The following is a 25,322-nucleotide window of genomic DNA, read 5'->3' on the forward strand; positions in this document are numbered from 1 at the left end:
GCATATTGTCCGTTCCAAGCTGTTTATCTATCTATCATTCTTTGCACATTTCATCTTGTTTAAACGATGGATGTTGATTGATTGAACACCTTCTCATATTGCTGAATGAGATGTTTCGCATTATGTTCTGATGAATATTCTGTATGAACCATTTCATGAAGATCGTTCTTCACTTCTTCATTCCATCTGTTTTCATAAAGGCAGGCGTGAATCGCCTCTTTCAGCTGACGCGCCGAACGCGGTTCAACGAGCAGGTGTTGATAGGTTGAAAATAAGGATGGGAGACCACCAACCCGTGTTGCAATGACAGGTACTTTTAAAGCGAGCGCTTCTAGAACGACGGTTGGCATTCCTTCACTGTAGGAAGGAAGTGCAAACAGATCAGCTGCCATTAAGTAGTCTCTCACCTGCTCATTCGGCACCTGCCCTGGGAGTATAATAGATGCTCCCGCCCGTTCCTTGAGTTCCTTTGCAAGGGGGCCTTTTCCAACAAAAACTGCTTTCACTCCATCCATGCTGCTGACAGCATCAGCTAATTCAAGCAAACCCTTCTCTTTCACTAAACGCCCGACGAAAACAACGAGCTTATCTTGAAGGGGTAAACCTAAGTGCTTTCTGATGCCTTCTTGACCTTCTTCCGTTCTGGAAAATGATTGGAGCGGAATACCAAGCGGGAGACATTTTGCTTCTACCTTCGTCATCTCATTTGTCTTTTTAGCCAGCTCCTCACTCACTGTCAGAACAGCAGATGCCTGCCTCACCGCCGTTTCAAAGGCTGCCTTCGCCCCTTTGCTATAGTTCGGATATACATTCACATCACTGCCGTGCAAGGTCAGAAGATAAGGGATTTTCGTTTCTTTCTGAATAACAGCCGCCGCTCCGCCAGACGGCATGGCAAAGTGCGCATGGATAAAATCTGGTGACAGCTGATGACGCTGCATTGCTCTGAGAACGGAAGCCGCTATTCGTTTACTCGGCTGCGCCCATTTCAGCTGTCCAGGGAGCGCTGGATAAGGCGGTCTGTAAACCTTCACTCCGCTTCTCACTTCCTGTTCAGGCAGATCCCTTTTCTGCCGATAGGATGCCTTGAGCATCCGTAAAACCGGCGGATTCACTGGATTAGGACAAATGACAGTCACTTCTATTCCTTGTTTGAGCAGCTCCTGTACTTGCGTTTCATGAAATACGCCCTCACTCGGATGTTTTTCACTAGGATATACACTTGTCAGCCATAGTACCTTCATGACGAACGACCTCTTCTCAATAATTTGCCTGCAGCCTGCGGATACATTTTGATGAGCAGCAAGCCATACAATGCAGCACTGACACAAACAGTCAGTAGTAATTGAAGTGAAATATCTGCTGTCGTTAGCTTCATCCCTTGATGTAAAGCTACCGCACAGACCGCCATGAGCAGCGTCATGACAGCAGGCTTTCCAAGTGATTTTAAATACACCTTCATATCAAGCTGAATGACATATGCCATGAGCCATCTGCCGACAATAAAGTTGAGCAGGCTGACACCTGAGTAGATCCAAGCTACTGTGAGCAGACTGCCTGTAGTGACACCTGCATATAATGCGCAGCCATACACGATAAGCATCCCCGTATCCCAATAAAAGGCTAAGTCCGCTCTCCCTTTTGCAAGAAGTATTGAACCGTTTGGATTCATCAGCACACGCAGCAGGCCGACAATGCACAATATATTTAGAACCGGAACCGCTACTAGCCATTTCTCTCCAAACACGACTTCTATAAAGCTGTCTGATACGGCAGCAAGGCCGATTAATAATGGAAAACTAACCAATGCGAGCATATTCGTCATACTTAGGAAGCCCTCTCGCAGCATTGAGTGATCCCGCTGACTTTTTGCGAAAACTGGGAAAGCCACTCTCGTCACAATCGGATTTATCTTCAGCACGGGTATTGTCACAATTTGATACGCCAAGCTGTAAATACCTAACGCTTCCGCTCCAAGAAACCGGCCGATTAAAATCATGTCGATGTTCGATCCTGCTCGGTTGACCAGTCTGGATGCGAGCTGGAATGCACCGAAGGAGAAAAATTCCTTCACTTCTCCTAATGCAAAAACAGGTGCTGGACGCCACTTCTTCCAATAAGCTGCTGCATACATGAGACCTTTTCCTGATTGCAGCAGCACTTGAGAAATGACATAGGCGACAATCGGATTCATGAAGAAGGCGAAAACGAGTAAAACGAGCAGCGATATGATGGTCGCAATGGCTTCAATGGTGCTTAATGTTTTAAAGGCTAAGTCTTTTTGCATCATATACTGGTACTGCTGGCCAATCGGTGCGATCAGAAACATGATCGATAATAGCTTGAGCAGACCTTCTAGCTCTGGCCGGTTATAAAAAGCGGCTATCATTGGGCTTAGCAGGATAAGCAGACAAAACAAGATAATCCCCGTGAGCAAGTTGATCCAATATAATGTAGATAATTGACGTTCTGTCGTTTGTTCCTTTTGAATGATCGCTGCCCCAATTCCTAGATCAAGCAAAATCTGCGTAAATATTGTGACAGTTGTGATCATGCCAACGAGTCCAAACTCCTTGAGTGACATCACGTTCCCTAAAAAGGCGAACTGTGCAATTTGGATGATGGTGATGATCAATGCGGACAAGCTTGTCCATTTTGCCCCGCCTAGCATGCGTTTTTTCATACTTGCCATTTCTCTTCCCTACTTTACTTATCTGGCTCCGTCACCAGTCATGATGACTTTTAACGTTTTTACCATAATCTTCGTGTCGAGAGAAAATGTCAAGTTTTGAATATACTGTAAGTCGTGTGTTAATTTTTCACTTGGACTCATTTCATATCCGCCATTTACTTGAGCAAGACCTGTCAGCCCCGGCTTTACCGCCAACCTTTTTGTGAAGCCTGGAATCGTCCGATTAAATTCTGCGGTAAACATCGGTCTTTCTGGACGAGGACCTACGATACTCATTTCTCCTTTTAACACGTTGATAAATTGCGGAAGTTCATCAATTCTTGTTTTACGGATGAATGCCCCCACTTTGGTGATACGCGGGTCATTTTTTTGCGCCCATTTCGCTCCTCCGCTTTCTGCGTCAATTCTCATCGATCTGAGCTTCCATAATTTAAAGTAAACACCGTCTTTCCCAACCCTTTCCTGCATATAAAAGGCTGGCCCTGGTGTTTCCAGCTTAATCAAAAGAGCAAACAGCAAAATGATTGGCGTACTCAACATCAATCCGATGAACGAGAACATTAAATCTATGAAACGTTTTGCAAATAAATAACGAACCATATGTTCTGTTAAGGCAAAAGAGTGATTTCGTCTCACTTCATATTCTCTGTAAAGATTCATCGCTTTCTCTGCACTCACTGACCTGCACCTCACCATTCAAAGTAGTTGTTGTGTAAAGAGATGTTCTATGAAAGTCAGTTTAGCAGAGCAACATTAAGCAAATGTAAATGCGCTGTTAAGTCTTGTAAAACTGTGTTAAGAATGTGCACTTATATCAAGTTATGCCCTTTTGAACGTAAAAAAGACCCGCAATTCTGCGGGTCTCCAGGTCTTTTCTTTATTTTGCTTTTACAGATTCGATCGTTTTTAATCGAAGTGTTCCGTTTGCATCTTTTGTATAGGTTACTTTCACTTTTGATTCTTCTTTTAAGCTGTTCACTTGTTTAGAAAATGTATTTCCGAATTGAATAGCTACTTCTTTTCCGTCAATGTTGACAGCAATTGTATGTCCATCAGCCAAACCGACATATGTGCCTTCTTTGGTGACTTCATTTTTCTTACTAGTCGTTGATTCTTTCTTTGTTTTAGTGTCACCTTTTGAGTCAGCTTTTGATTGGTCTTTAGCAGGTTCTTCTTTTGTTATTTCTTTGCTTGAGCTGTCTTTTGCCTCTTCATCAGATTGACTTGCTGGCTCTTCTGTTTGAGCAGCTGTTTCTTTGCTTTGATCATCTGATTTTTCATTTTTTGATGATTGATCTTCTGATTTATCGTCCGCAGCCTTATCTTTGTTTTGATCGGCTGCTTCAGTTGTTTCTTTTTTGCTGTCATCCTTTTTGTTATCGCTTGATTGATTTGTTGTGCCGCACGCTGTGAGCAATACTCCTAGAAGCAATACTAGAAACGGCATTGTGATTAATTTTTTCAAGATCGTCACCTCTTCATGATTTGTCGGTTTGCTGTCGTTTGAAGATTTATGCGTAAACCATTCACCTTCTATGTTTCAATTATAACAAACATAACCAAAAATGAAATGTATTTTTAACTTGACACATCATTCATGATTCATTTTACGTCAAAGTAGTTGGACACACCCGTTGCAATTCCAGAAGCTAGCCGATCCTTTGCAGCGGTAGATTTTAAAATACTCGCATCGATTGGACTTGTTACAAAGCCGGTTTCTAGCAAAATACTCGGCATTCTAGAATATTTGATGACGTAGAACCCTGCTGTTTTCACTCCGCGATCCCTTGTTCCAAGGGCACTGACCATTCGGGGCTGCACCTGTTGTGCCAGCTTGACACTATGAGCAGCCACATATGTCGTATCATAATACGTCTCTGTTCCATTCGCACCGCTGTTATCATTTGCGTTGGCGTGGATACTGATAAATATATCAGCACTTGCCTGGGCTCCTTTACTGACACGTGTCTGCAAGGAGTCAAATGTATCAGAAGTTCTCGACATGACAGTAAGCGCACCCGCTTGGTGAAGTCTCGACCGTAGCTTTAATGCTACTTCTAAATTGATGTTCTTTTCAAGCAGCCCATTCCCTATCGCTCCAGCATCCTGCGCACCATGACCTGGATCAATAAAAATTGTTTCGCCTAACACCGCATTTTTCAACTGCGTGATGACATTCGTTTGAACGGTTGATGTTCCGCCTACCACAGAAAAAGCTGACATCTGTTTGGCTCCAATGACTTTTCTGATAGCATCCGGCACCGTTTGAGCATCTGTGAGAAGAAGGGTTTGGCCCTGTTTCGCTGCTATACTTGCCGCAGCGGCTGCATCTGCATAGGCATACCCATAACTCATAAATGTTTGGCTTGTCTTCATTGGATACGTTTTAGCAATTTGGGCAGCCACCTCATACCGATTGGCTCCGCTTATTCTGACTGGTGATGGAAGCTTTTGAAAAACAGTTTTATTGACACTTGCTTCCCCACCGATCACTATGGTCCGCTTGACTGCTTTGTTTTTTAATAGATTGGCTGTTTCCTCGCGCAATCCTTTCGCATCTGTTAATAAAATGGGATAGCCTTGTTTGGCAGCGTATGGAGCAATCGCGACAGCATCAGCATAAGCAGAACCATTCACGACGACTGCCGCACTAGCACTCTTCATGTGCTTAGCCACATTTACCGCCAATTCATAGCGGTTCTTTCCTTGAATACGGGAAACGGATAGATTCATTGCTTTTAGCTGCTTCACGATGTTTTCAGAAATACTCGCAGTCCCCCCAAGAATCGTTACCCGCTTCGTTTTCAGCTGCTGCAACCCTGTCTTTACAGCACCTGAAAGGCTGCCAGCATTCGTTAACAGGACTGGGGCCCTTTGCTGGTAAGCATAAGGCACAGCACTCAGGGCATCTGCATAAGCATCACCGCCCACAAGAACAACGGCAGGCGCTTCCTGCCAGCCCCTTTTCGCGGCATTTACAGCCACCTCATATCGATTGCTTCCTTCTATCCTCGATACAGTGTGCTGAGCAAAAACGGATGGTGTATATAAACATAGTGAAATAGCAATCAGTAACATACATTTGATATCAAAACGCATGAAGTCAACCTCCTTGGTTTGAACCCTTCACCAAAGATGCTTCATGGACTTTTGAAAAAAGGCTGCCGAGTACGTTCTCGAGCAGCCTAAGAGGAGTATCTGAGGCACCCCTCAGGTTTGTGTTTTCTTATCTAAAATAACCTGACACACCGCTTGAAATGCCTGACGCTAATCGATCTTTATACGTAGCAGATTTCAAGATGTTTGAATCAACTGGACTGGAAACAAAACCAGTTTCCAAAAGAACGCTCGGCATCTTAGAATATTTAATGACGTAGAAGCCAGCTGTTTTCACACCACGGTCTCTTGTACCTAGTGCGCTGACCATTTTAGGCTGGATGTTTTGCGCCAGCTTCAGGCTGTTTGCAGCCGCATAGGTTTTGTCATAATACGTTTCTGTTCCATTTGCACTGCTGTTATCATTTGAGTTCGCATGGACACTGATAAAGATATCTGCATTTGCTGACGCACCTTTGCTCACTCGTGTTTGAAGACTATCAAATGTGTCTGATGTTCTTGACATGGTCACAAGTGCACCAGCGTTGTTTAATTTCGTGTTTAAACGCTTTGCTACATCTAAATTCAAATTCTTTTCATATAATCCGTATCCTACAGCTCCTGAATCATGCGCACCATGACCTGGATCAATGAATACTTTTTTCCCAACAGCCGGGTTTTTCAGCTGGTTCACAACAGTTGGTGTCACTGTATTTGTACTGCCTACGACAGTAAATTTGGTGATTTTCTTACTGCTCACTGTTGCTCTCGTTACTTTTGGCAGTGTCTTTTCATTCGTTAGAAGCAATGCTTTGTTTTGCTTCGCTGCAATGCCTGCAGCAGAAGATGAAGTGGCATAACCAAATCCTCTACCTACATAGGTATTATCGACACTCATATTGTACTTTTTCACAATATTTGCCGCGACATCATAACGAGTCGAGCCTTTGATCCGTGTTGGTGATTTCAATTGATTATAAGCTGCTTTTGTGACGTAATTCTCTCCGCCGACTACAATGGTTTGTTTCACATTGCTTGCTTTTGCAACAGAAGCGATTTCAGAACGAAGTCCCTTTTTATCTGTGTATAGAATTGGGAATCCTTTTTGAGCTGCTACAGGTGCAATCGCAATCCCATGTGCATAGAAAGAACCCTCAACGACAACGACGCCTGCTGGCTTTTTCATTTTTTTCGCGATATTGGCAGATAGCTCATATCGGTTTTTTCCCGAAATACGCTGTGTGGAGATGCCCATTTTCTTCACTTGGTTGACCACGTTGTTTGACACACTTGATGTGCTGCCTAAAACGATCACCGTCTTTGTTTTTAATGAAGTTAAGGCTTTCTTTGTATCACCCGAAAGGCTTTTACTGTTTGTGTAAAGAACTGGTCCATTTTTTTGATATGCAAGTGGAATTCCTGCTGTTGCATCTGCATACGCAGTTTTCCCTACTAAAACGACTGTACTTGCAGTTCCCCATCCTTTTTTCGCTACGTTTGCCGCTACAGCATATCTGCTCCCGCCATCAATTCTTGAGACTGAATTGTCTGCCAATGCTGTTGGAACGATAACGAAAATGGCGATGAGGCTGAGGATGGCTGTTTTCATCATTGAGCGCATCTTCTATGTCCTCCTTTTACCCTTTAATAGTTTGTTAGTTTTGTACCTGGATAGTAGAACGAGAGTATGGAAGAATATGAGTTTCCAGATTCAGCTCTCGCTTTGGCTCCGTATTGGCTCATACCAATGCCGTGACCATATCCTTTTCCTGAAATCGTGAAGTCATTTGTATTGTTTTTGACTGACGCAAACGTGCTTTTCACCTTTGTTGCGCCCATGACTGATCGAAACTCGGTCATCTTCATACTTGCCGTTGTGCTTTTGTTTACCGAATATGTGCCTGTTTTGTTTTTCAGATGGTATGTCAGTTTGATCGATACCGTCTTCGCACGCTGACCTTTTGTTTTCCCTGAGAACGTCAGGCTTGAGATCGATGCGATTTTCATATCAGATGCAACAGTTTCTTTGTTTTTGAGCAGCCATGATTTCAGGCCAGCAAGGTCAGCTGCATTTGTCTCTTTTGCTTTAGACCACTGAGATGCTGCTGTGCTAGCAGTCAATGTCGTGCCCAGTTGTTTCTTAGAGAGTTTCAGTGTCCATGGATTGACTGGATCTTTTGGATCCTTTTTGGCCACTAAGTATGGCAGTGCATTTCCCCACACTTCTTCACTTGCCTCTGTATAACCGCCATTGCTAGAGTAATAGGTTGCTGAAATGAGCTGATTGTTATATTTCAGAACCTTTCCTTTTGTGGCATCGACAGCTTTTGTCGAATTTGTGTACCAGTTATACCCTCCATATACTTGGAAGGCTGTTGTATCAGGGACGACTTTTCCAATACTTTTCACCGAATACGTTCTAGCGGCAACCGCCTGTGCTTTTAACGCTTCAACATTCCAGCTTGCAGGCATTTCATTTGGCACTACACCTTTTAAATAGTCTTCAAATGGAATATTTTCGAGAGTCGGCCTGATATACCCTGATTCAATTGCAAAGTTTACGCTGCCTAAATACGGCTTTCCTGCAATTTGAAGGACATTTTTTGTTGAATATTTCTCAGGAACAACTCTTACTGTGTTATACGTCTTTATGCCTTTTAATGAAATTTTTCCGTTAGAAATATTCAATTGGTAGTTTTGATTTTTTTTCAGATAGACTTGTTTGGCTAATGAATTTTTCAAGCTATCTTTAATTGCACTTGTGCTGCCAGCAAGATGATAAGCATATGTACCTTTTTCCTTCAGCAGTGCTTTTAAAGACGCTGTGACAGAATCGGGTTTCACATACACCACAGTACTGTTAGATTTTGCAGCCAATTGCGACAGCGGCATAGCATAAATATAGCTAGAGGCTTTTGCCAAATAAACTTTATCTGCATTAATATTTAATTTCTTTATAATATTCACAGATAATTCATAGCGATTGGCCCCGCTGATTCTTGTCACCTGTGAGGTTTTTTTGATTTGATTTTCAACTTTTTGTCCAGTACTTTTCGTACTGCCGATGATGATCACTTTACTTGGCATTCTATAAGACGGAATGGAATCTTTTTTTGTTAACAGGATAGGGTATCCCTTTCTCGATGCGTAGGATGCAATGGCAATCCCATTCATAAATGAGTTCCCGCCGACAACGACAGCTTGCTTATAGTTACCCATTTCTTTAGCGATTTTTTGGGAGATTTCAAACTTATCTTTTCCACTAATACGTCTGACTTTGCCATACTTTTTAATAGACTTCTCAGCAGCTGTTGAAATGCTTTTCGTATTTCCGACAATCAGAATGTTATCCGGCTTCATTTTCTTCAGCTGGTTTTCTGTTGTTTTCGTCAGTTTTTCAATATTCGTATACAAAATAGGTGCGCCCAGTTTGTATGCTAACGGTGATACAGAAATTGCATGATCAAATGCATCACGACTGACAATGACAACAGTTGATGGATTTTTCCAGCCAGCAGAAGCGATGCTGTTGGCTACTTCGTATCTATTTTTGCCGTCATATCTTTTTGTCACAGCAACATTTGATCCTGATAGCTTGTATTCCCCAGTTGTTGAGATATCCATACTTGTTTTGTTTCCGATATAATTAGACAATTTCACTGAAATTGCCGAGCTTGCCATGGCAGACTGAAAGGGTGCAACTAGTAGAGTCAGTATCATGAGAACGATTAGTGTAACGCCTGTTTTCTTCAATTTTGTTCATCCCGCCCATCTTTTTTACTTCTGTTTTTCAATCTTCTGGATTTCCTTTTGACCACTGTCATTAATAAAGTAAGAGATTTCTACTGTGTCTCCTGGTTTAAATTCATTTAACACATCTTTAAAATTATCCGTAAATTCATAGCTTAGGGTCGTATTCACTTTTTTCACTTCGACTGTATGTGCATCAGCCATTCCAATAAATTCAGCTTTCTCTTCCAGTACCTGAGGAGTTGAACTGCTTGTCTTGTTTTCTCCTGAGGACTGCTCGGCCGTTCCACATGCTGTGAGCACGATACCTAGTAGCAGTATTAAGAACGGTAAAACGACGATTTTCTTCATTTTTTTCACCTCATGTCTTTGTATCGTCTTATAAGTTATTATTTTAAGGTAAATTTAAGGTTTTTTGAAACCTTTTTTTTGTTACAACGTCTATATCTAGGTTCAGAGTAAAAAAATAACTTGTTTATCAAGATTCGTAAACCTATAATCATGGAAGAATCATAGAAAAGGTGAGGGACATTATGAGAGCTGAAAGAAAAAGAAAGAAGAAAAAGGTTCTTTGGATTGTTTTATCGATTATTGGCTTATTCGTATTAGCAACTGGCGGATACGCATATCATCTTTGGAACACAGCAGCATCGACTGTCGCAGGCATTCAGGAGAATTTAAAGAAGTCAGATAAGCGTGACAAAGATGTCGATTTAAGTAAGAAAGACCCGATTTCTATTTTAGTCATGGGTGTCGATGAACGAAAAAATGACCGAGGCCGTGCAGATACATTAATATACATGACTGTAAATCCGAAAACGAAAACGACCGAGATGGTGAGCATCCCGCGTGATACGTATACGAAGATTGTCGGAAAAGGCACAATGGATAAAATCAACCACTCCTATGCATTCGGCGGTACACAAATGGCAGCAGATACTGTAGAGGAACTGCTTGATGTACCTGTTGATTACTTTGTCAAAGTGAACATGGAAAGCTTCAAGGATATTGTTGATACACTTGGCGGTATTACAGTAAATAGCACGTTTGCATTTAGTTATGACGGCCATTCATTTGGTACAGGAGAAATTAACCTGAATGGGGATCAAGCCCTTGCCTACACAAGAATGAGAAAGCAAGATCCAAAGGGTGACTTCGGACGTCAGCAAAGACAGCGCCAGGTCATTGAAGGCATCATTGCAAAAGGTGCCAACATTTCATCTATTACGAAATTCGGCGATATGTTCAAAGTCGTGGAAAATAATATGAAGACAAACATGTCATTTGACGATATGTGGACGATGATGAATGATTATCGTGATGCAAGACAGCATGTGGAGCAGCACGAGCTGAAAGGATCAGGCACACGTATCAATAACATTTATTACTATCAGCTTGATGACAGCAGCCTTGCGAATGTGAAAAAGGAATTGAAGGAAAGTTTGGAGCAGTAAAAAAGAAGACTACAGAAATGTAGTCTTCTTTTTTTATGATTGAAATGGAACTGGTTTTTCTTCACTTAATCCAAAACGATGGAGAAGCTCTTCGACAATTCTTTTTGACGCTTGTCCATCACCATATGGATTAGACGCCTTCGACATGTTGTCGTACTCTTTCTGATCGACTAACAGCTGTTTTGCCATGTTGTAAATGGTCTCTTCATCTGTACCCGCGAGCTTAAGCGTGCCAGCTTTCACACCTTCAGGGCGTTCTGTTGTATCGCGCAGAACTAATACTGGCTTCCCAAGAGAAGGCGCCTCCTCTTGGACACCGCCAGAATCCGTTAATATAAAGTGTGAGGCAGCAGCGAAGTTATGGAAATCAACGACTTCAAGAGGCTCAATTAAGTGCACACGATCAAGATCACTGAATTCTGTTTGAGCCGCATCACGAACAGCAGGGTTTAAATGTACAGGATATACAACCTGAACATCTTCAAACTCTTCTACAATACGTCTAATCGCTCTAAACATGTTTTTCATCGGCTGGCCGAGATTTTCTCTGCGATGAGCCGTTAACAAGATCATTTTATCTGTGCCTATTTTCTTTAAAATAGGGTGTTGATACTGCTCTGTAACCGTTGTTTGCAACGCATCAATCGCAGTATTCCCCGTCACACAAATCGTCTCTTCTTTTTTATTTTCAATTAAAAGATTCTGCTTTGCCTCATTTGTAGGAGCAAAATGAATATCAGCAATAGTGCCTGTCATTTGTCGGTTCAATTCTTCAGGGAACGGCGAGTATTTATTGTGTGTTCTTAAACCCGCTTCAACGTGACCGACTGAAATTTGGTGGTAGAATGCGGCCAAGCTTCCTGCAAAGGTTGTTGTTGTATCTCCATGAACAAGGACAATATCAGGCTTTTCCTCTTGAAATAGTTGATCTAGTTTCAATAGTGCATTTGATGTGATTTCAGATAATGTCTGGCGTTGCTTCATGATGTTTAAATCATGATCAGGCGTAATAGAAAAAGCCTCAAGGACTTGATCAAGCATTTCTCTATGCTGAGCTGTTACAGTAACAATCGAATTTATCTGTGGATGTTTATTCAGTTCAAGGACAAGTGGTGCCATTTTAATTGCTTCAGGTCTAGTACCGAAAATAGTCATTACATTTAGTTTTTTCACTTGTTTATGCCTCTTTCCTAGTATAGTACTTTCAATTATACACAATTGGGAGGATAAAATTAATGATATAAAAAAAGAAATTTACATTGAATTAACGTTAAATTTCTCTTTCCTTTACATTTAACATATAAAATATGAATTATCTAAAAGTCATTTTAGTGAAATCATTTGTCTTTCCTATGATTTGTAAGTTACACTTTAAACAGACGACCAAGAACAAACATTGAAATATGAAATCGGTTATCTATGTAAGGAAGGTGCAAAGTTCATTGAAAAAAGTACGTAAAGCCATAATACCAGCTGCAGGTCTTGGGACACGTTTCCTCCCTGCAACAAAAGCAATGCCTAAAGAAATGCTCCCAATCGTTGATAAACCAACCATTCAATATATTATTGAAGAAGCTGTTGAATCAGGAATCGAAGACATTATTATTGTCACTGGAAAAGGAAAAAGAGCCATTGAGGATCATTTTGATTTTGCACCAGAGTTAGAGCGCAACCTTGAGGAAAAAGGAAAGAGCGAGCTTTTAGAAAAAGTAAGAAAGTCCTCTAACATTGCTGACATTCATTACATACGTCAAAAAGAGCCTAAAGGACTCGGACACGCCGTTTGGTGCGCACGCAACTTTATCGGTGATGAGCCTTTTGCTGTTTTATTAGGTGATGACATTGTTCAAGCCGAAACGCCTGGGCTTCGCCAGCTGATGGACGAATACGAAAAAACTCTTTCATCTGTCATCGGTGTTCAGCAAGTAGCAGACAGCGATACGCATCGCTACGGGATCATTGATCCTCTTACACAAGAAGGACGCCGCTACCAAGTCAAAAACTTTGTTGAAAAGCCGCCGCAAGGAACAGCACCATCGAACCTAGCCATCTTAGGGCGCTATATTTTCACGCCAGAGATCTTTATGTACCTCGATCAGCAAGAGATTGGTGCAGGCGGAGAAATTCAACTGACAGATGCCATTCAAAAGCTGAATGACATCCAGCGCGTCTTCGCCTATGATTTCGAAGGAAAACGATATGATGTCGGCGAGAAGCAAGGCTTCATTGAAACGACGCTCGAGTTTGCTCTTCAGGATGAAGAATTGAAAAAGAAACTCATTCCATTTATGAAACAGCTTCTCGAAAAAGAAGAAGTGAACTAAAAAAGCTGCCATCATCGGCAGCTTTCAGATTGTTGACAAAGGGCTAAAATGATCTTTATTTTAGCCCTTTGTCTTCTTTTCAGCGTGATAGAAAACCTTTGCAGTCTAGGAAGGGCGAGTACCGGAGCGGAGCGAATTGGACATTCGTGAGCACCGGAGCGCAGACCTGACACCGAATGCGAGGGTTTGTCTACACGCTGAAAGCTGCCATCATCGGCAGCTTTTTTATTTAATGACTGAAATAGTCAGTGTATGCTGTTCATTATCAATGACAAACAGGTTGTTTTCGCCCTTCACTGCGAATTTTGTTCGTTTCTCATTCATCCAGACATTTTGTTCTGTAAGCCCAAGTGTGGAAGGAGAGATTGGCATAATGTCGCGAAACACAATCGTGTTTGCCTGACCATTTTGAATGACATAGTCGGTTTTCTCTGTGGTCAATCGTTCAATCGCATCTCCTTGATCATTTTTCACTGAACTCAGCGTTTGCATTCTCTGTTTCAGCACAGATTCTTCTTTTCCAAGGAAAGAAAGTAAATACTCATACGAACCTGCCGATGCAGGCGATACAGAGGAATTAAACTGTCCTGGTCCAATGGATAATGACTTTAAATCCTCTGCATTTTGAAGCGCATTGGGTTTGACAAAATACGTTTCTGACGCTGTTTTAATTTGAACGGTTTGTTTATTTTCAGCCACAGCCTGTACTTCTTGTCCAAATGGCAAAGTGACATCGGCCTTTTTTTTCATGGCTTGGTCTTTGTAAACCGTAAGTGGATCTGCCGTGACTATCAGCTGTTGATCCACCTTTTTCATATCAGGCGCTCCTTTGGTCTGCGGGTTCTTCGACTGAGGCGCTTCTGTCTTATCTGATGGGATTGCACCAAATGTCGCCAATGTACGAAGCGGGCGATCTGAAAACATCGATAAGGCTAGCAATAGCGTTAAGACCGCTAAAACTGTCACTTGAAATGCGGGGCCAAACAATGAACGCCGTTTGCCGTTCTCTTGATAACGAGACACCTTTTCTGTCTTCTGTACGCCTTTGCGGCCTTCTTTATGTTTCAATTGATATTCTTTTTTCTCTTTCTTGGAAAGCTTGTTAAACCAGTCAACAAACTCCTTATATTCCTTCACGACCTTTTTCGTATCATCAAACATACGAAGTTCACCATAATGCATCCAAGCCACCCGATCACAGATTTTTTGGATTTGGCTAATGGAGTGACTGACAAAAAAGATCGTCTTTCCTTGTTCCTTGAATTCTGTAATGCGGTCCACACATTTTTGATAGAAGGTTTGGTCTCCAACAGACAGTGCTTCATCAATAATCAGGATATCTGGATCGATATGCGCTGAAATAGCAAAGCCAAGACGTGATTTCATTCCACTTGAATAGCTCTTAACCGGCTGGTCAATAAAGTCGCCAATATCCGCAAACTCTACGATTTTTTCATAAAGCTCGTCTATCTCTTTATTCGTCAGTCCCATCATTAAGCACTTTAAACGAATGTTGTCTTTTCCGCTTAACTGGTTGTTCAGCCCTGCTGCAATGGCAATTAACGATGGCTGGCCGTCCATATCAATTTCACCACTTGTCGGTGGAATGATTTTCGCTAGAAGGTTCGACATAGTCGATTTTCCAGATCCATTGATCCCTACAAAACCAATCGTCTCGCCTTCATATACATCAAAGGACACATCACGGACAGCAAAAAAACCTTTTTCATTTTTATTAGGAAAAAACAGCCCTTTGATCTTATCTGACTGCTTTTTATATAGGACGTATTGCTTGGATACGTTTCGAAACGAAACCTTTAGTTTCATCGTATAATCTCCTTACTTTTTAAAGAAAATCGACAAATTTATCCCTAAATTTCATATGAAGCAATGAACCAACTGTTAAAAGAAGAAGCGTGATCAGCCAAAAATAAAGTGTGTATTTGACATCATGGAAGAACCATTCTCCCTTTAACAAACTATTTCTAAAACCATCAATAATGTAGAAAAGAGGATTCAGTCTTAAAATATCTCCAATCCACGCCTTATCCCCAGTAAGTTTCTCTGAAATATTCCAAAAAATCGGCAACAAAAAGAAAAGTAATCGTGTCACGGATTGTAAAAGAAATTGATAGTCTCTCACGAGTACACTAATCGTGGAATTAAACAAACTAAACGAAAACATAAACGCGATCATACAAATAAGATAGTATATATATTGCAGCCAATGTGCGTCAGGATAGATGCCATAGGAAATCAGCACAATCAAATAGACGCCCATCATGACAAAGTAGCTGAACAAGTTGGACATAATCACCACAGACGGCAGCGCACTAATCGGAAAATTCATTTTCGATACCATATTAATGCGTTTAAACACACTGTTTGATCCATCAAGAATGGTCGGACTAATGAAGAACCACGGGATTAATCCGGCAAGCATCCAGATGATAAATGGAATCTCCACGCCGCCAATGACAATTGGCTGTCCTCCGCGAATGCCCATACCAAAAACAAACCAGTAAGCCAGCATTTGAATCAATGGATTTAAAAACTGCCATAAAACACCTAAATAATTCATCTGATATTTTGATTTTGTTTCATAAACAGCAAGTCGCATAATCAGCGGAAAAGAGCTGATTTGCTCCTTTAGTATCGTCAACATTGCGTTCATTCTAATCTTCCTTAGATATAAGTTTTTGGGATTACTTTTTTAAAAAGCACCGTTCATAATTGTAACAGATAACGATACACATTTCATCTTATAACAAAAGTCATGCACGTCAAACTAGAAGACAAAAAACCCCTGAATCCTTTCAATCATAGATTCAGGGGGCATAAGACATTAGATAATTTGATGCTCTTTTAAGAAATCTGTAATTCTTTTCGTATTTTGATTATCGTTAAAGCTGTTAATTTTCAAGTATTTTTCTTTATATTCATCTTCCACGACATACTCATTCTCAATCGCATGTTTGACAATACGAATAAGCTCTTGAGTATTATATGCAATTGGTCCCGGTGCATTTTCTTCGTTTACAGGAGGAATCGCTTTATACTGTCTAATTAAGTAATCTTTTTCTTCCCAATAAAAAATAGGGTATGCTCCTCTATATTGTGCATCATAAATAGCAGAAGAGTAATCAGTGATAAACACCTTTGATACTTTTAACGCTTCTGATGGATTATCAGAAATAATATGTTTATACTGAGGCAGGTTTTGATAAACGTACTGAGAAAATTTGTTATGCGGTACAATTAACAAACGATCAAGAAGACCTGCTTCTTCAAAGCTTTTAATGATTTTAATCAGAACTCTATAGTAAGATGTTTCTTCGATTCTATTTGTATATATTAGCCCCTCTTCCCAATAGCGGTAAGTTGGCATAAAGGCGATCTTATCTGCACCGTCTACTAATTGGGCATGATCAAAAGTTGCGAGGCCTGTCAAAATCAAATCCTCACGGTCATATTTCATTTTGTAGAATTCACCAGCCTCTAGTTCAGAACTGATGACTGATTTATAAATATTATATTGGTTCTTGTCTTTATGGAATCCAAAGGCCATTGGATTATCAACTGGTTTCGCAAACATTATTCCATGCTGCAAAAAGACAAGTGGTACGCTCATAATTCTCTCTCTAAGATGATCAATATATAATCTATCGTTTAGAACATGGTTAGATAACTCACTTGAAATAAAATAGCTGGCATTGAAGATACTTAAATAATGTCTCAGACTATATTTCGGAATGATTCCCTTTCCATACTTAGCTTTAAGTGCCGGATAAGCACTTGATTTCTTATTAAGAATAAAGTAATTTCTTGAGTCTGTTTGACAATTCTCTTGTACATAGTCATACACTCTAATAGCGGATTCATCTGCTTTATCACTCTTTTTCTCAAAAAACAAATTCACACGATAATTCTTGTCTTTATAGAATGATGATAAGATACTCGCTATTTTTATTTTTACTTTACTAAATAAAGAATATTCCTGTGAATAAGGAATAATGGTTGATGTCACATTTCCAAATAGATTTGTTCTTAGTACTTGAAGCTTGTCCCCATTCTTTTTCGTGATATATGTTTTCACCTTTTTATCTCTTTTTTTCAGCCTTAAACTATGGATAATTCGGTTATCATTGCCAACGAATAGGTTATTATGGATTCTGCTGTCTAAGTCAAGATCATTTAACGAAATTTTAAAGAAACCATACCTTTTTAAGAATTTGATCTTTCTAAATGGTCTTATAAATTTCGCCACTTGGTGATCAGAATTTCTAATGTACAGATATTCATACTTTTGGTCTGAATTATACGCGTAATGTGTCAGTCTTCCATAAACATAAAAGCTATTAAACAAACTAAAAATACGTAGTCTTGATGTATGTTTTGTAACAAGATAAGGGTTTCCTCTTACTAAGTAAACACCATTCGTTCTTACATATATGTAATACCTTTGTTTATTAATCACCAAAATATTGAGGATATTATCTTCTTTGAATTGCTCTAATGTATCTTTACCAAAAACTTTGAGCGGCTGATATCTAGGAACAAGTCTAAAGTTGACGATTTTCTTTTGCTCAGTCACCTTATTTAAAATTTTGATTTGATTACGATTATTCACAGTCACTTCAATATCTTTATGTTCCTGCATCACATCAAACAAAATTTTCCTTACATTTAGTTCTTTATTTTGGCAATCATAAGTAACAACAAAGTTGAAGGGACTATATTGGATAAAGGAGATGTCTACAAATCTTCTTTCTGCCCCGTGAATCTCCAAATCCATTTTATAATTCCGATTGATCTCATCAACGTTCAGCAGCCCTGAGAATAATAACAGTTCCTCTTCGCCTCTATATAAGCCATAGCGGTCTAACCCTAATTGTTTGACATATATATCTTCAAATTGATTGTTAATGTCAATAGGATGTATTTGATTTGATTGAAGGATGTCAGAGCTTTCTTTGACAATATACAAGTTCTGATCCTTAGAATAGAGATAGATCATTTCATTAGAATGATCTATTGAAGATTCAAAAATCATCTGATCCTTAACATTAATTTCACAAATCTTCTTTGATTCGTTTACAATTAGCTCTTTAAATTCAAAAGTACATAACTTCTCTATGTCATCAATATATAACACTAACTTTTGTTCATCTAAATTAAGAATTTCAATAAAATTATGATAAAGTTTGTACATTGAAGCACCTCTATATTATTTTCAGCATTTTTACAGTACCGGATAATCTTATCTAAATTTAGCATGTTTACTGTTAAATTTCTATGTTTTTTTATTTTTACCATTACATTTAAATATGTGTACAATGGAATAAAAAAAACAAAAAAGTACCGTTCTACTAAGCGAAGAACGGTACTTTTTAAACTATTTTTCAGAAAACACTACTTCAACGACCCGCTTCGAAGATTCTCCAGTCTCTAAGTAACAGAATTTCTCATAAAACGGTGCAAATGATTCTGGTAGAGTAAAGTCTGGCTGTTCTGTTTCTCTCACCCAGTCAATGACACTTGCTGTCTCTTTCACAAGTGGTCCAGGTGCTTCTTGTTCAAAGTCGAAGTAGAAGCCTCTGAGCTTGTCACGATATGTTTCAATGTCTGGCACATAGAACAGCATCGGACGTTTGAGGTTTGCATAATCAAAGAACACAGAGGAGTAATCTGTGATGAGCAGATCTGAAATCATATAAAGGTCTCTAATGTCTTCGTAATGAGAGAAGTCATAGGCAAAGCCTTCATACGGCCCTAAATCAAAGTTTTCAGCAACTAGATAGTGCATACGCAGAATGATGATATATTCATCTCCGATTGCAGCTCTGAGTTCATGCAGATCAAGGTCTAAATCAAATTTGTACTGCCCTTTTTTATAAAATTGATCGTCTCTCCATGTCGGTGCGTATAAGATCAATTTTTTATCGAGCGGCAGGTTCATTTTTTGTTTCAGAGCTCTCATCGTTTCTTCATTATTTTGATTGTGAAGGAAGTCATTTCTCGGATATCCTGACTCAATCATGGTCTTTTGGAATTGGAACGCACGTGTAAAGATTTCAGTCGAGTAGGCATTAGGAGAAATGAGATAATCCCAATTCGATGCTTCTTTTGCGAAATTCTTTTTGTATTTCTTCGTATTTGTTCCAGGCATATGCACCTCGTCCATGTCCATTGCCAGCCGTTTTAACGGCGTACCGTGCCAAGTCTGCAAGTATGTTGTGTGATCTGGCTTTGGAACCCATAGCGGCAAACGGCTGTTTACGACCCAATACTCGGCTCTTGCCATCGCAAAGATCCATTTCAATGACAGACGATTGATATAGTAGATGCCTTTTTCCTTAAACGGTGCTTCATGACCCTTTTTAACGCTCCAGATCAGCGTATATTCAGGGTGATGTTCTTTCATATACTCATAAATCCCACGCGGGTTACAACTGAATTGTTTTCCGTTAAAACTTTCAAAAACAACCGTTTTCTTTTTCACAGACAGCTTACTCGCCAGTTTAAAGGTCGTTTTAAACGTTCTTGTCACAAGACGGTTACGGACTTTTTTGATTTTACTGATCTTCTTTTTAAATTTCTTCCACTTGCTTTTGACGTAATACTTGGCACGTGTTTTCATTGTGTAATCATTAATACGGATGCCAAGCGTTTGTCTTTTTTTCTTTCGGTACACTTCATATCGAATCGGTACATCGTTTCGTTTATGAATTTGAACAAGTCCTTTGAGTTTGTTCGAGCGGTCTCCAAGCACTAAAGAAGTGGTTGTTAATGTTTCCTCTACTCCGTTTACATCGCAGATAAATTCAAGATAGAAGCGATATACAAAGCGTTTGTTTAATGAATAGGCCAATTCCTCTAAAGGGACTTCTGCTAAAAATTGATAAAGCTGTGGTACATGTTGATCATCACGGTATTCGATCACTTCGTCTTTTATATGGGTGATATTAACCGGAAAGCGATGTTCAATTGGTTCTTCACCATTTTTCTTCAATAGAAGCTTTGCTTCTTTGATCTCATACGGATGTTCTGCACTTAATACACCTGCATACCCGGATAAAGATAACATACACCCTTTGTTGAGCTCGATATGATTGAATTTCACAACCTTTAGCTCACGTTTGATTTTCAAAGAAGCATTCCCTTTGTCTGTACGGTATGGAATGATACACAGCATGGCGTCTTTATTTTCTAAAAAGCTCAGCTCAGGCTTTTCTATTTCCATTTTTAAACGGCGTTTATAGTTTGACGTTTTCTCTTCAGATTCAATATCTGTATTGATATCCGCTTCTTTTACTTCTTCTTCCTCTTCTTCGGAATCAGAATCATAAGCTGAGTCCTCAAGCTCGTCCTCATCCTCTTCTTTGTTTGTGCTCAAATAGTCCGTGACATACAAGTTATATGTCTGGCCTTGCTCTAACGCAAGCGGCAGCGATGCTTCATTCAATACCAATTTGAATAGATTCTCTTCTTGATGAACAAGCGGAAGGAAAAGCTCTTGTTTTGATACTCTCTCCCTCATGAACAAATAAAATTCTCTATCTGTTAATGGCATGTCATCGTTGATGCGAATCAGCATTTCTAGTTTCTCATGGTGATTCTTTAACCCTTCAACGACACTCTTCTTATGAATTCCCTCTTCAATCATTAATCGTTAATCTCCTCTGTTCAGAAATCTTACCGTTATGTTATATCACTATTTCACTTTCCAAGAATAGTTGCCTTGTTTCGTTTGATATGACCATCCATCGATGGACGATGGTTTATTCGTAAGCAGCTCACCTTCTATTTCTAGACGCTGCAAAACCTCTTGAAGTTCTTCTGTTTTAAAACGAATGTAAAAATCCACAAATTTCGTTTGGTTGATTTCAATGTTTTTCTTTGTTTGAAAATGGCCGATTGGGAAGCTGACTTGATGGTTCTCATCGATTGTTTGAGAGATGATTTCAGCTCCATTCACTCGATCATATCCTGCGAAATCAATTTGCACATGATCCGCATGACTCATTTCATCTTTTAACTCGAGTTGAAGGTGAAGAACATGATGCTCAGAGCTTAGATCACGCAAGACCCATTTCATGCTGTCAACGATCCCTCTCAGTTCATCTTTATGTTCACGATTTTCGAGCATATGATGAATCGCCGTATTCCAAACAGTCTCTTCGTCAGAAGGAACAAGATAAAAGTAGGCTTGTTCTCCCAATAGTTTTTCGACATCTTCTTTATGTTTAGTATCCCCAAAAAAGACAGCATCCACTTGCTGTTTTCTTATTTGTTTAAATAATTCTCCATATTGAGAATTGACTTGATGCAGATCTTCTTCATAATGTGCGTGATGCACAAATGCAGCGTAATAGGTTGTTTCAGGCTGATCAATTTTAAACAGGTGGCGGTCTTGATCACGGTCCTCTGTGATCATCAGTTTCAAACGGTCATTTTGTGATTGAATGCCGGATAGCCATAATTGTTTAACATCCGTCTTCTTTGTAAATGTTTGAATTCCTGTTTTTTTATACCAATTAATATGCCGAACTGGATTCTTTTTTGCATCTCCAGGATAAATGATCTCCATATAGATGCTGCCATCGTCATTGATCAATTCCTCTAAGTATAGTGCACCTGTATGGGGAACAAAGCTTTGTACTCTGCATAAAACGCCCTGCCAATTGTATTCTTCCCTCTTCACTAATTGCTGCTTTTCATTATATTGATCAATATAACAAATCGGAGAAGAAGGCAATTCATATCTCGTCACTTGAATTGTGGACGCATCTTCTGGAAAAATAGTTTCATTGATCTGATGCGATGATTCACCAGCGATAAATTCTGAGTAACGTCTTTTACTTCCGCTTTCCGGTAAGATATAGTGTTCAAATACATTCAAGATGTCGACTTGGCTAGGAAATGTCTCCTCCAAGCTGCGAATACGTTCCTTCACATTTGCATCGTAATTTAAAGTTAAAATTGCAGTACGTTTATGTTGATCAGCCAAAGGCTTAATCCTTGTCCTTAAAGACTTCGTTAAGCTCTCATCCTGCTTTGGCACATCACCCATAATAAAGTAATAGTCCATATCAGGCACGTCCATTGATGCCATTGTTTCATGTTGTTCAGATTGATCCAATGTGTCTTCAACTTTTTTCTTCATCCAATTTTGAAACAAAGGAAGCTCTCCTTAAAAATAATGATGACTTGCTCATTGTATTTTACATGAAAAAGTACTTCTCACCAAAAGATAAGAAGTACTTTTTTTCGATCTATTAAAGTCCCGCAATTTCTTCCTTAATTTGTGTTGTCGAGATGCCTTCTGTTCTCTTCAAGTATACGACTTCGCAATGTTCTTTTAAGAAATCGAATTTACCTTCCCAGTCATCTCCCATGACAAACACATCGATATCGTGCTCTTGCACGTCACGGACTTTTTGATCCCAGCTGTTTTCTGGAATGACTTCGTCTACATAACGAATGGTTTCAAGAATCAGCTTTCTATGCTCGTAGCTGTGATAAGCTTTTTTTGATTTTTGTAAATTAAACTCGTCTGTAGAGATGGCCACCACTAAGTAATCTCCGAGCTGCTTTGCACGTTCTAGCAGCTTAATGTGCCCCCAGTGTAATAAATCAAATGTACCGTAAGTAATAACTTTCTTCATTGCAAACATAAACTCCTTTCTTCAATCCTTATTCGACTGCATTCGTGCAGTAATTTATCCGTAATTCTGTGATATTCGATTCGCTCTTCGGAACCTCATTATATCACAGCGCCCACCAAACGTTAAGCGGATGTAAGGACAAACTATTTCCAATTTATTGGGCGCAGGAGGAAAAGTCCGAAGAATCAATGTTTCACAACGGGTCGTCCAGATGAAATGATGAAAATGTCATGAAATTTAAAGGTTTGTAAAGTTATTGTTAATATTTCATGGAGCATCTGTGATAAAATGATGAGTAGGCGAAGAATGAATTTACAATGAACGTTCATAGATAACAAGTTAAAAAGGAGGTCTAAACAATGCAAACAGAAGTGGTCTCTAACCTTTCTTATGTAAACGGCGACTTAGATGAATTTATCAGCTATATGAATCAGCACCATATTTCTCAGAGAAGAGGCGCCATGATTGCGACTGTCAATCCAGAGATAGGCTATGCCGTCATGAAGGATCATGCGTACCATCAAGTCGTCTCATCTGCGGATTATGTACTGCCGGATGGCGTAGGCGTCGTATTGATGTCTCGCATGACCCAAAGTCCGCTTAAGTCTAGAATTGCCGGCTTTGATGTCTTCATGTCTATGCTTGACCTAGCAAACAAGCAGTCTAAAAGAATCTTTTTATATGGTGCGAAAAAAGAAGTGCTTGAGGCTGTGAAACAGCGAATTGATACGGAATATCCAAATGTTGTCCTTGCCGGAAGCTGTGATGGTTATCAAGCAGATAAACGTTTCGTAGCGAAGCAAATCGCGCGCTCGAAACCTGATATGGTGTTCGTTGCTTTAGGTTATCCAAACCAAGAGAACTTTATTTATGAATACCGCCATTTATTCCCGCAGGCTGTTTGCATCGGTTTAGGCGGAAGCTTTGATGTATTTAGCGGAACGGTGAAGCGTGCACCACGCTGGATGATTAAGACAAATACAGAATGGCTGTACAGATTGATTGTGAATCCATGGAGATGGAAACGAATGCTGAATATTCCTAAGTACGCTTTTGCCGTCTTAAAGGAAAGCAAAGGAAAAAAACGTTACTATCCTGAGCAGGTAAAGGATCAGACGAAGCAGCTGTGAGAGACTGATAAATGATGAATATACGCTCAATGATGATTTCATGTTACGCAGCTTTTATTTCTTTCATTGGATGGCTGATGAGCGGCGTGAAGCCTCGTGAAAACCAGGTGACGCTGCTTGTTTCGTTCCAAGAGAATGCGGCTGCTCTCATTCATACTTATCAACAACAGGCGAACATGACAATGAAGCTCACTGTCCTCTATACGAAGCATGCTTCTGCGATAGAAAAGGACGGGCCTCATCTGTCATTTCGCTATTTTCATGAAAAAAATCCTCTCCATCTCATTCAATGTATGTATACGATGTTTAAAAGCAAGGTTGTCGTGATGGATAATTACTTTCTCATGACGAGTGTGCTCAGAAAACGACCTTCTACCACCTGTATTCAAGTTTGGCATGCCAATGGGGCTTTGAAAAAGTTCGGGCTTGAAGATGCTTCAAATTCTGGCCGGAGTCCACGTGACATCGAACGCTTCAAACGCGTCTATGCGTCTTTCGATTACATTGTGACAGGCTCAGATCACATGTGTGAGATTTTCAAGACCTCGTTTGGGGTCAATGATGAACGCTTTTTACCAACTGGTGTACCACTGACGGATGTGTACTATGAACAGCATCAGCCTTCCTTGAAGCTGGATGATATCCCAAAAGGGAAAAAGATCCTGCTCTATACACCAACTTATCGAGACTTTGCAATGGACGGTCTTGTCCTGCCTTTTTCAAAAGAGCAATTGCAAACTGAGCTGAATGGCGATTACATTCTCCTCGTCAAGCTTCATCCTGCGGTCAAACATTTAGCGAAAGCAGAAACAGACGGTGAATGGATATTTGATGTGTCCGATCAGCCGCTCTATCCATTGCTTTATGCTTGTGATGTCCTGGTGACAGATTATTCGTCCATTGTGTTTGAATATGCACTGCTCGAAAAGCCTGTGTTGTTCTTCACTTATGACTTAGACACTTATCGAGAGAAACGCGGCCTAGTCGACCGGTATGAAGACATCATTCCTGGTAAGGCTTGCGTCACTCAAGACATGCTCTTGCAGGAGCTTTTGCACCTAAACGAGTCAACCAATAAAGAACGAATCAAAACCTTTGCTGAGGAATGGAACCAATATTCAAAGGGACAATCCAGTCAGCAGCTCCTTTCATTTATTGAACAGCAGCTGCTCTTACACAAAAAACGTCCGGCTTCTCATTAGGAAGCA

At 40.0% G+C, this 25,322-nt stretch carries 19 protein-coding genes; 4 read left to right on the forward strand and 15 right to left on the reverse strand.

All coding sequences use genetic code 11. The features are described from left to right. Positions 1-59: 59 nt before the first annotated feature. From tuaC to BAE31_RS08550, 8 genes are all read right to left on the reverse strand, one after another. A complete protein-coding gene (tuaC, locus tag BAE31_RS08515) occupies positions 60-1,244 on the reverse strand; it encodes a teichuronic acid biosynthesis protein TuaC (protein WP_076840170.1) in 1,185 nt (394 codons plus the stop codon). Further along, positions 1,241-2,692, reverse strand: a complete 1,452-nt coding sequence (gene tuaB / locus BAE31_RS08520; protein WP_076840172.1) for a teichuronic acid biosynthesis protein TuaB — start codon at positions 2,690-2,692, stop codon at positions 1,241-1,243. The genes tuaC and tuaB overlap by 4 nt, the downstream gene beginning before the upstream one ends. An 18-nt stretch (positions 2,693-2,710) precedes the next feature. Next, a complete protein-coding gene (locus BAE31_RS08525) occupies positions 2,711-3,370 on the reverse strand; it encodes a sugar transferase (RefSeq protein WP_024423636.1) in 660 nt (219 codons plus the stop codon). Between the two features lie 199 nt (positions 3,371-3,569). Next, on the reverse strand, positions 3,570-4,157 hold the full coding sequence (locus tag BAE31_RS08530; protein ID WP_076840173.1) for a prolipoprotein diacylglyceryl transferase: 588 nt from the start codon (positions 4,155-4,157) through the stop codon (positions 3,570-3,572). Between the two features lie 137 nt (positions 4,158-4,294). Beyond that, entirely contained in the window at positions 4,295-5,791 is a 1,497-nt protein-coding gene (locus tag BAE31_RS08535; RefSeq protein ID WP_076840175.1) for an N-acetylmuramoyl-L-alanine amidase, read from the reverse strand. 127 nt (positions 5,792-5,918) lie between these two features. After that, positions 5,919-7,409: an N-acetylmuramoyl-L-alanine amidase gene (locus BAE31_RS08540; protein ID WP_076840177.1), complete on the reverse strand. Its 1,491-nt coding sequence runs from the start codon at positions 7,407-7,409 to the stop codon at positions 5,919-5,921. 23 nt (positions 7,410-7,432) lie between these two features. Continuing rightward, positions 7,433-9,541 carry a SpoIID/LytB domain-containing protein gene (locus BAE31_RS08545; RefSeq protein WP_076840178.1) on the reverse strand — a complete coding sequence of 703 codons (2,109 nt, stop codon included), beginning with the start codon at positions 9,539-9,541 and terminating at the stop codon, positions 7,433-7,435. Positions 9,542-9,565: 24 nt separating this feature from the next. Further along, positions 9,566-9,889 (reverse strand): hypothetical protein, encoded by a 324-nt coding sequence (locus BAE31_RS08550; protein ID WP_024423640.1) that lies wholly within the window; start codon positions 9,887-9,889, stop codon positions 9,566-9,568. Positions 9,890-10,071: 182 nt separating this feature from the next. Here BAE31_RS08550 and tagU point away from each other — a divergent pair, with 182 nt between their 5' ends. Continuing rightward, positions 10,072-10,992 (forward strand): polyisoprenyl-teichoic acid--peptidoglycan teichoic acid transferase TagU, encoded by a 921-nt coding sequence (gene tagU, locus BAE31_RS08555; protein WP_041108045.1) that lies wholly within the window; start codon positions 10,072-10,074, stop codon positions 10,990-10,992. Between the two features lie 33 nt (positions 10,993-11,025). On the opposite strand, the gene wecB is transcribed toward tagU, so the two are convergent. Beyond that, positions 11,026-12,165, reverse strand: coding sequence for a non-hydrolyzing UDP-N-acetylglucosamine 2-epimerase (gene wecB, locus BAE31_RS08560; protein WP_041108047.1), 1,140 nt, complete (start codon positions 12,163-12,165; stop codon positions 11,026-11,028). Between the two features lie 269 nt (positions 12,166-12,434). Here wecB and galU point away from each other — a divergent pair, with 269 nt between their 5' ends. Continuing rightward, entirely contained in the window at positions 12,435-13,316 is an 882-nt protein-coding gene (galU, locus tag BAE31_RS08565) for a UTP--glucose-1-phosphate uridylyltransferase GalU (RefSeq protein ID WP_008343198.1), read from the forward strand. Positions 13,317-13,541: 225 nt separating this feature from the next. On the opposite strand, the gene tagH is transcribed toward galU, so the two are convergent. The 6 genes from tagH to tagD form a co-directional block, all read right to left on the reverse strand. Further along, on the reverse strand, positions 13,542-15,143 hold the full coding sequence (gene tagH, locus BAE31_RS08570) for a teichoic acids export ABC transporter ATP-binding subunit TagH (protein ID WP_041108049.1): 1,602 nt from the start codon (positions 15,141-15,143) through the stop codon (positions 13,542-13,544). Positions 15,144-15,162: 19 nt separating this feature from the next. Beyond that, positions 15,163-15,990, reverse strand: a complete 828-nt coding sequence (locus BAE31_RS08575) for an ABC transporter permease (protein ID WP_041108051.1) — start codon at positions 15,988-15,990, stop codon at positions 15,163-15,165. A gap of 171 nt (positions 15,991-16,161) precedes the next feature. Beyond that, positions 16,162-18,528, reverse strand: a complete 2,367-nt coding sequence (locus BAE31_RS08580; RefSeq protein WP_076840180.1) for a CDP-glycerol glycerophosphotransferase family protein — start codon at positions 18,526-18,528, stop codon at positions 16,162-16,164. 183 nt (positions 18,529-18,711) lie between these two features. Further along, on the reverse strand, positions 18,712-20,982 hold the full coding sequence (locus tag BAE31_RS08585; RefSeq protein ID WP_076840181.1) for a CDP-glycerol glycerophosphotransferase family protein: 2,271 nt from the start codon (positions 20,980-20,982) through the stop codon (positions 18,712-18,714). 48 nt (positions 20,983-21,030) lie between these two features. After that, positions 21,031-22,497, reverse strand: a complete 1,467-nt coding sequence (locus tag BAE31_RS08590; protein WP_076840183.1) for an alpha-glucosyltransferase N-terminal domain-containing protein — start codon at positions 22,495-22,497, stop codon at positions 21,031-21,033. A gap of 97 nt (positions 22,498-22,594) precedes the next feature. Beyond that, positions 22,595-22,984 carry a glycerol-3-phosphate cytidylyltransferase gene (tagD, locus tag BAE31_RS08595; protein WP_008343212.1) on the reverse strand — a complete coding sequence of 130 codons (390 nt, stop codon included), beginning with the start codon at positions 22,982-22,984 and terminating at the stop codon, positions 22,595-22,597. 359 nt (positions 22,985-23,343) lie between these two features. On the opposite strand from tagD, the gene BAE31_RS08600 reads away from it, so the two are divergent. Beyond that, positions 23,344-24,114, forward strand: a complete 771-nt coding sequence (locus tag BAE31_RS08600) for a WecB/TagA/CpsF family glycosyltransferase (RefSeq protein WP_024426277.1) — start codon at positions 23,344-23,346, stop codon at positions 24,112-24,114. An 11-nt stretch (positions 24,115-24,125) separates the two neighbouring features. Next, positions 24,126-25,316 (forward strand): CDP-glycerol glycerophosphotransferase family protein, encoded by a 1,191-nt coding sequence (locus tag BAE31_RS08605; protein WP_083703986.1) that lies wholly within the window; start codon positions 24,126-24,128, stop codon positions 25,314-25,316. The last annotated feature ends 6 nt before the right edge of the window (positions 25,317-25,322 follow it).

Origin of the sequence: Bacillus sp. I-2 (assembly GCF_001974945.1) — a bacterium.
Lineage (GTDB): Bacteria > Bacillota > Bacilli > Bacillales > Bacillaceae > Bacillus > Bacillus safensis.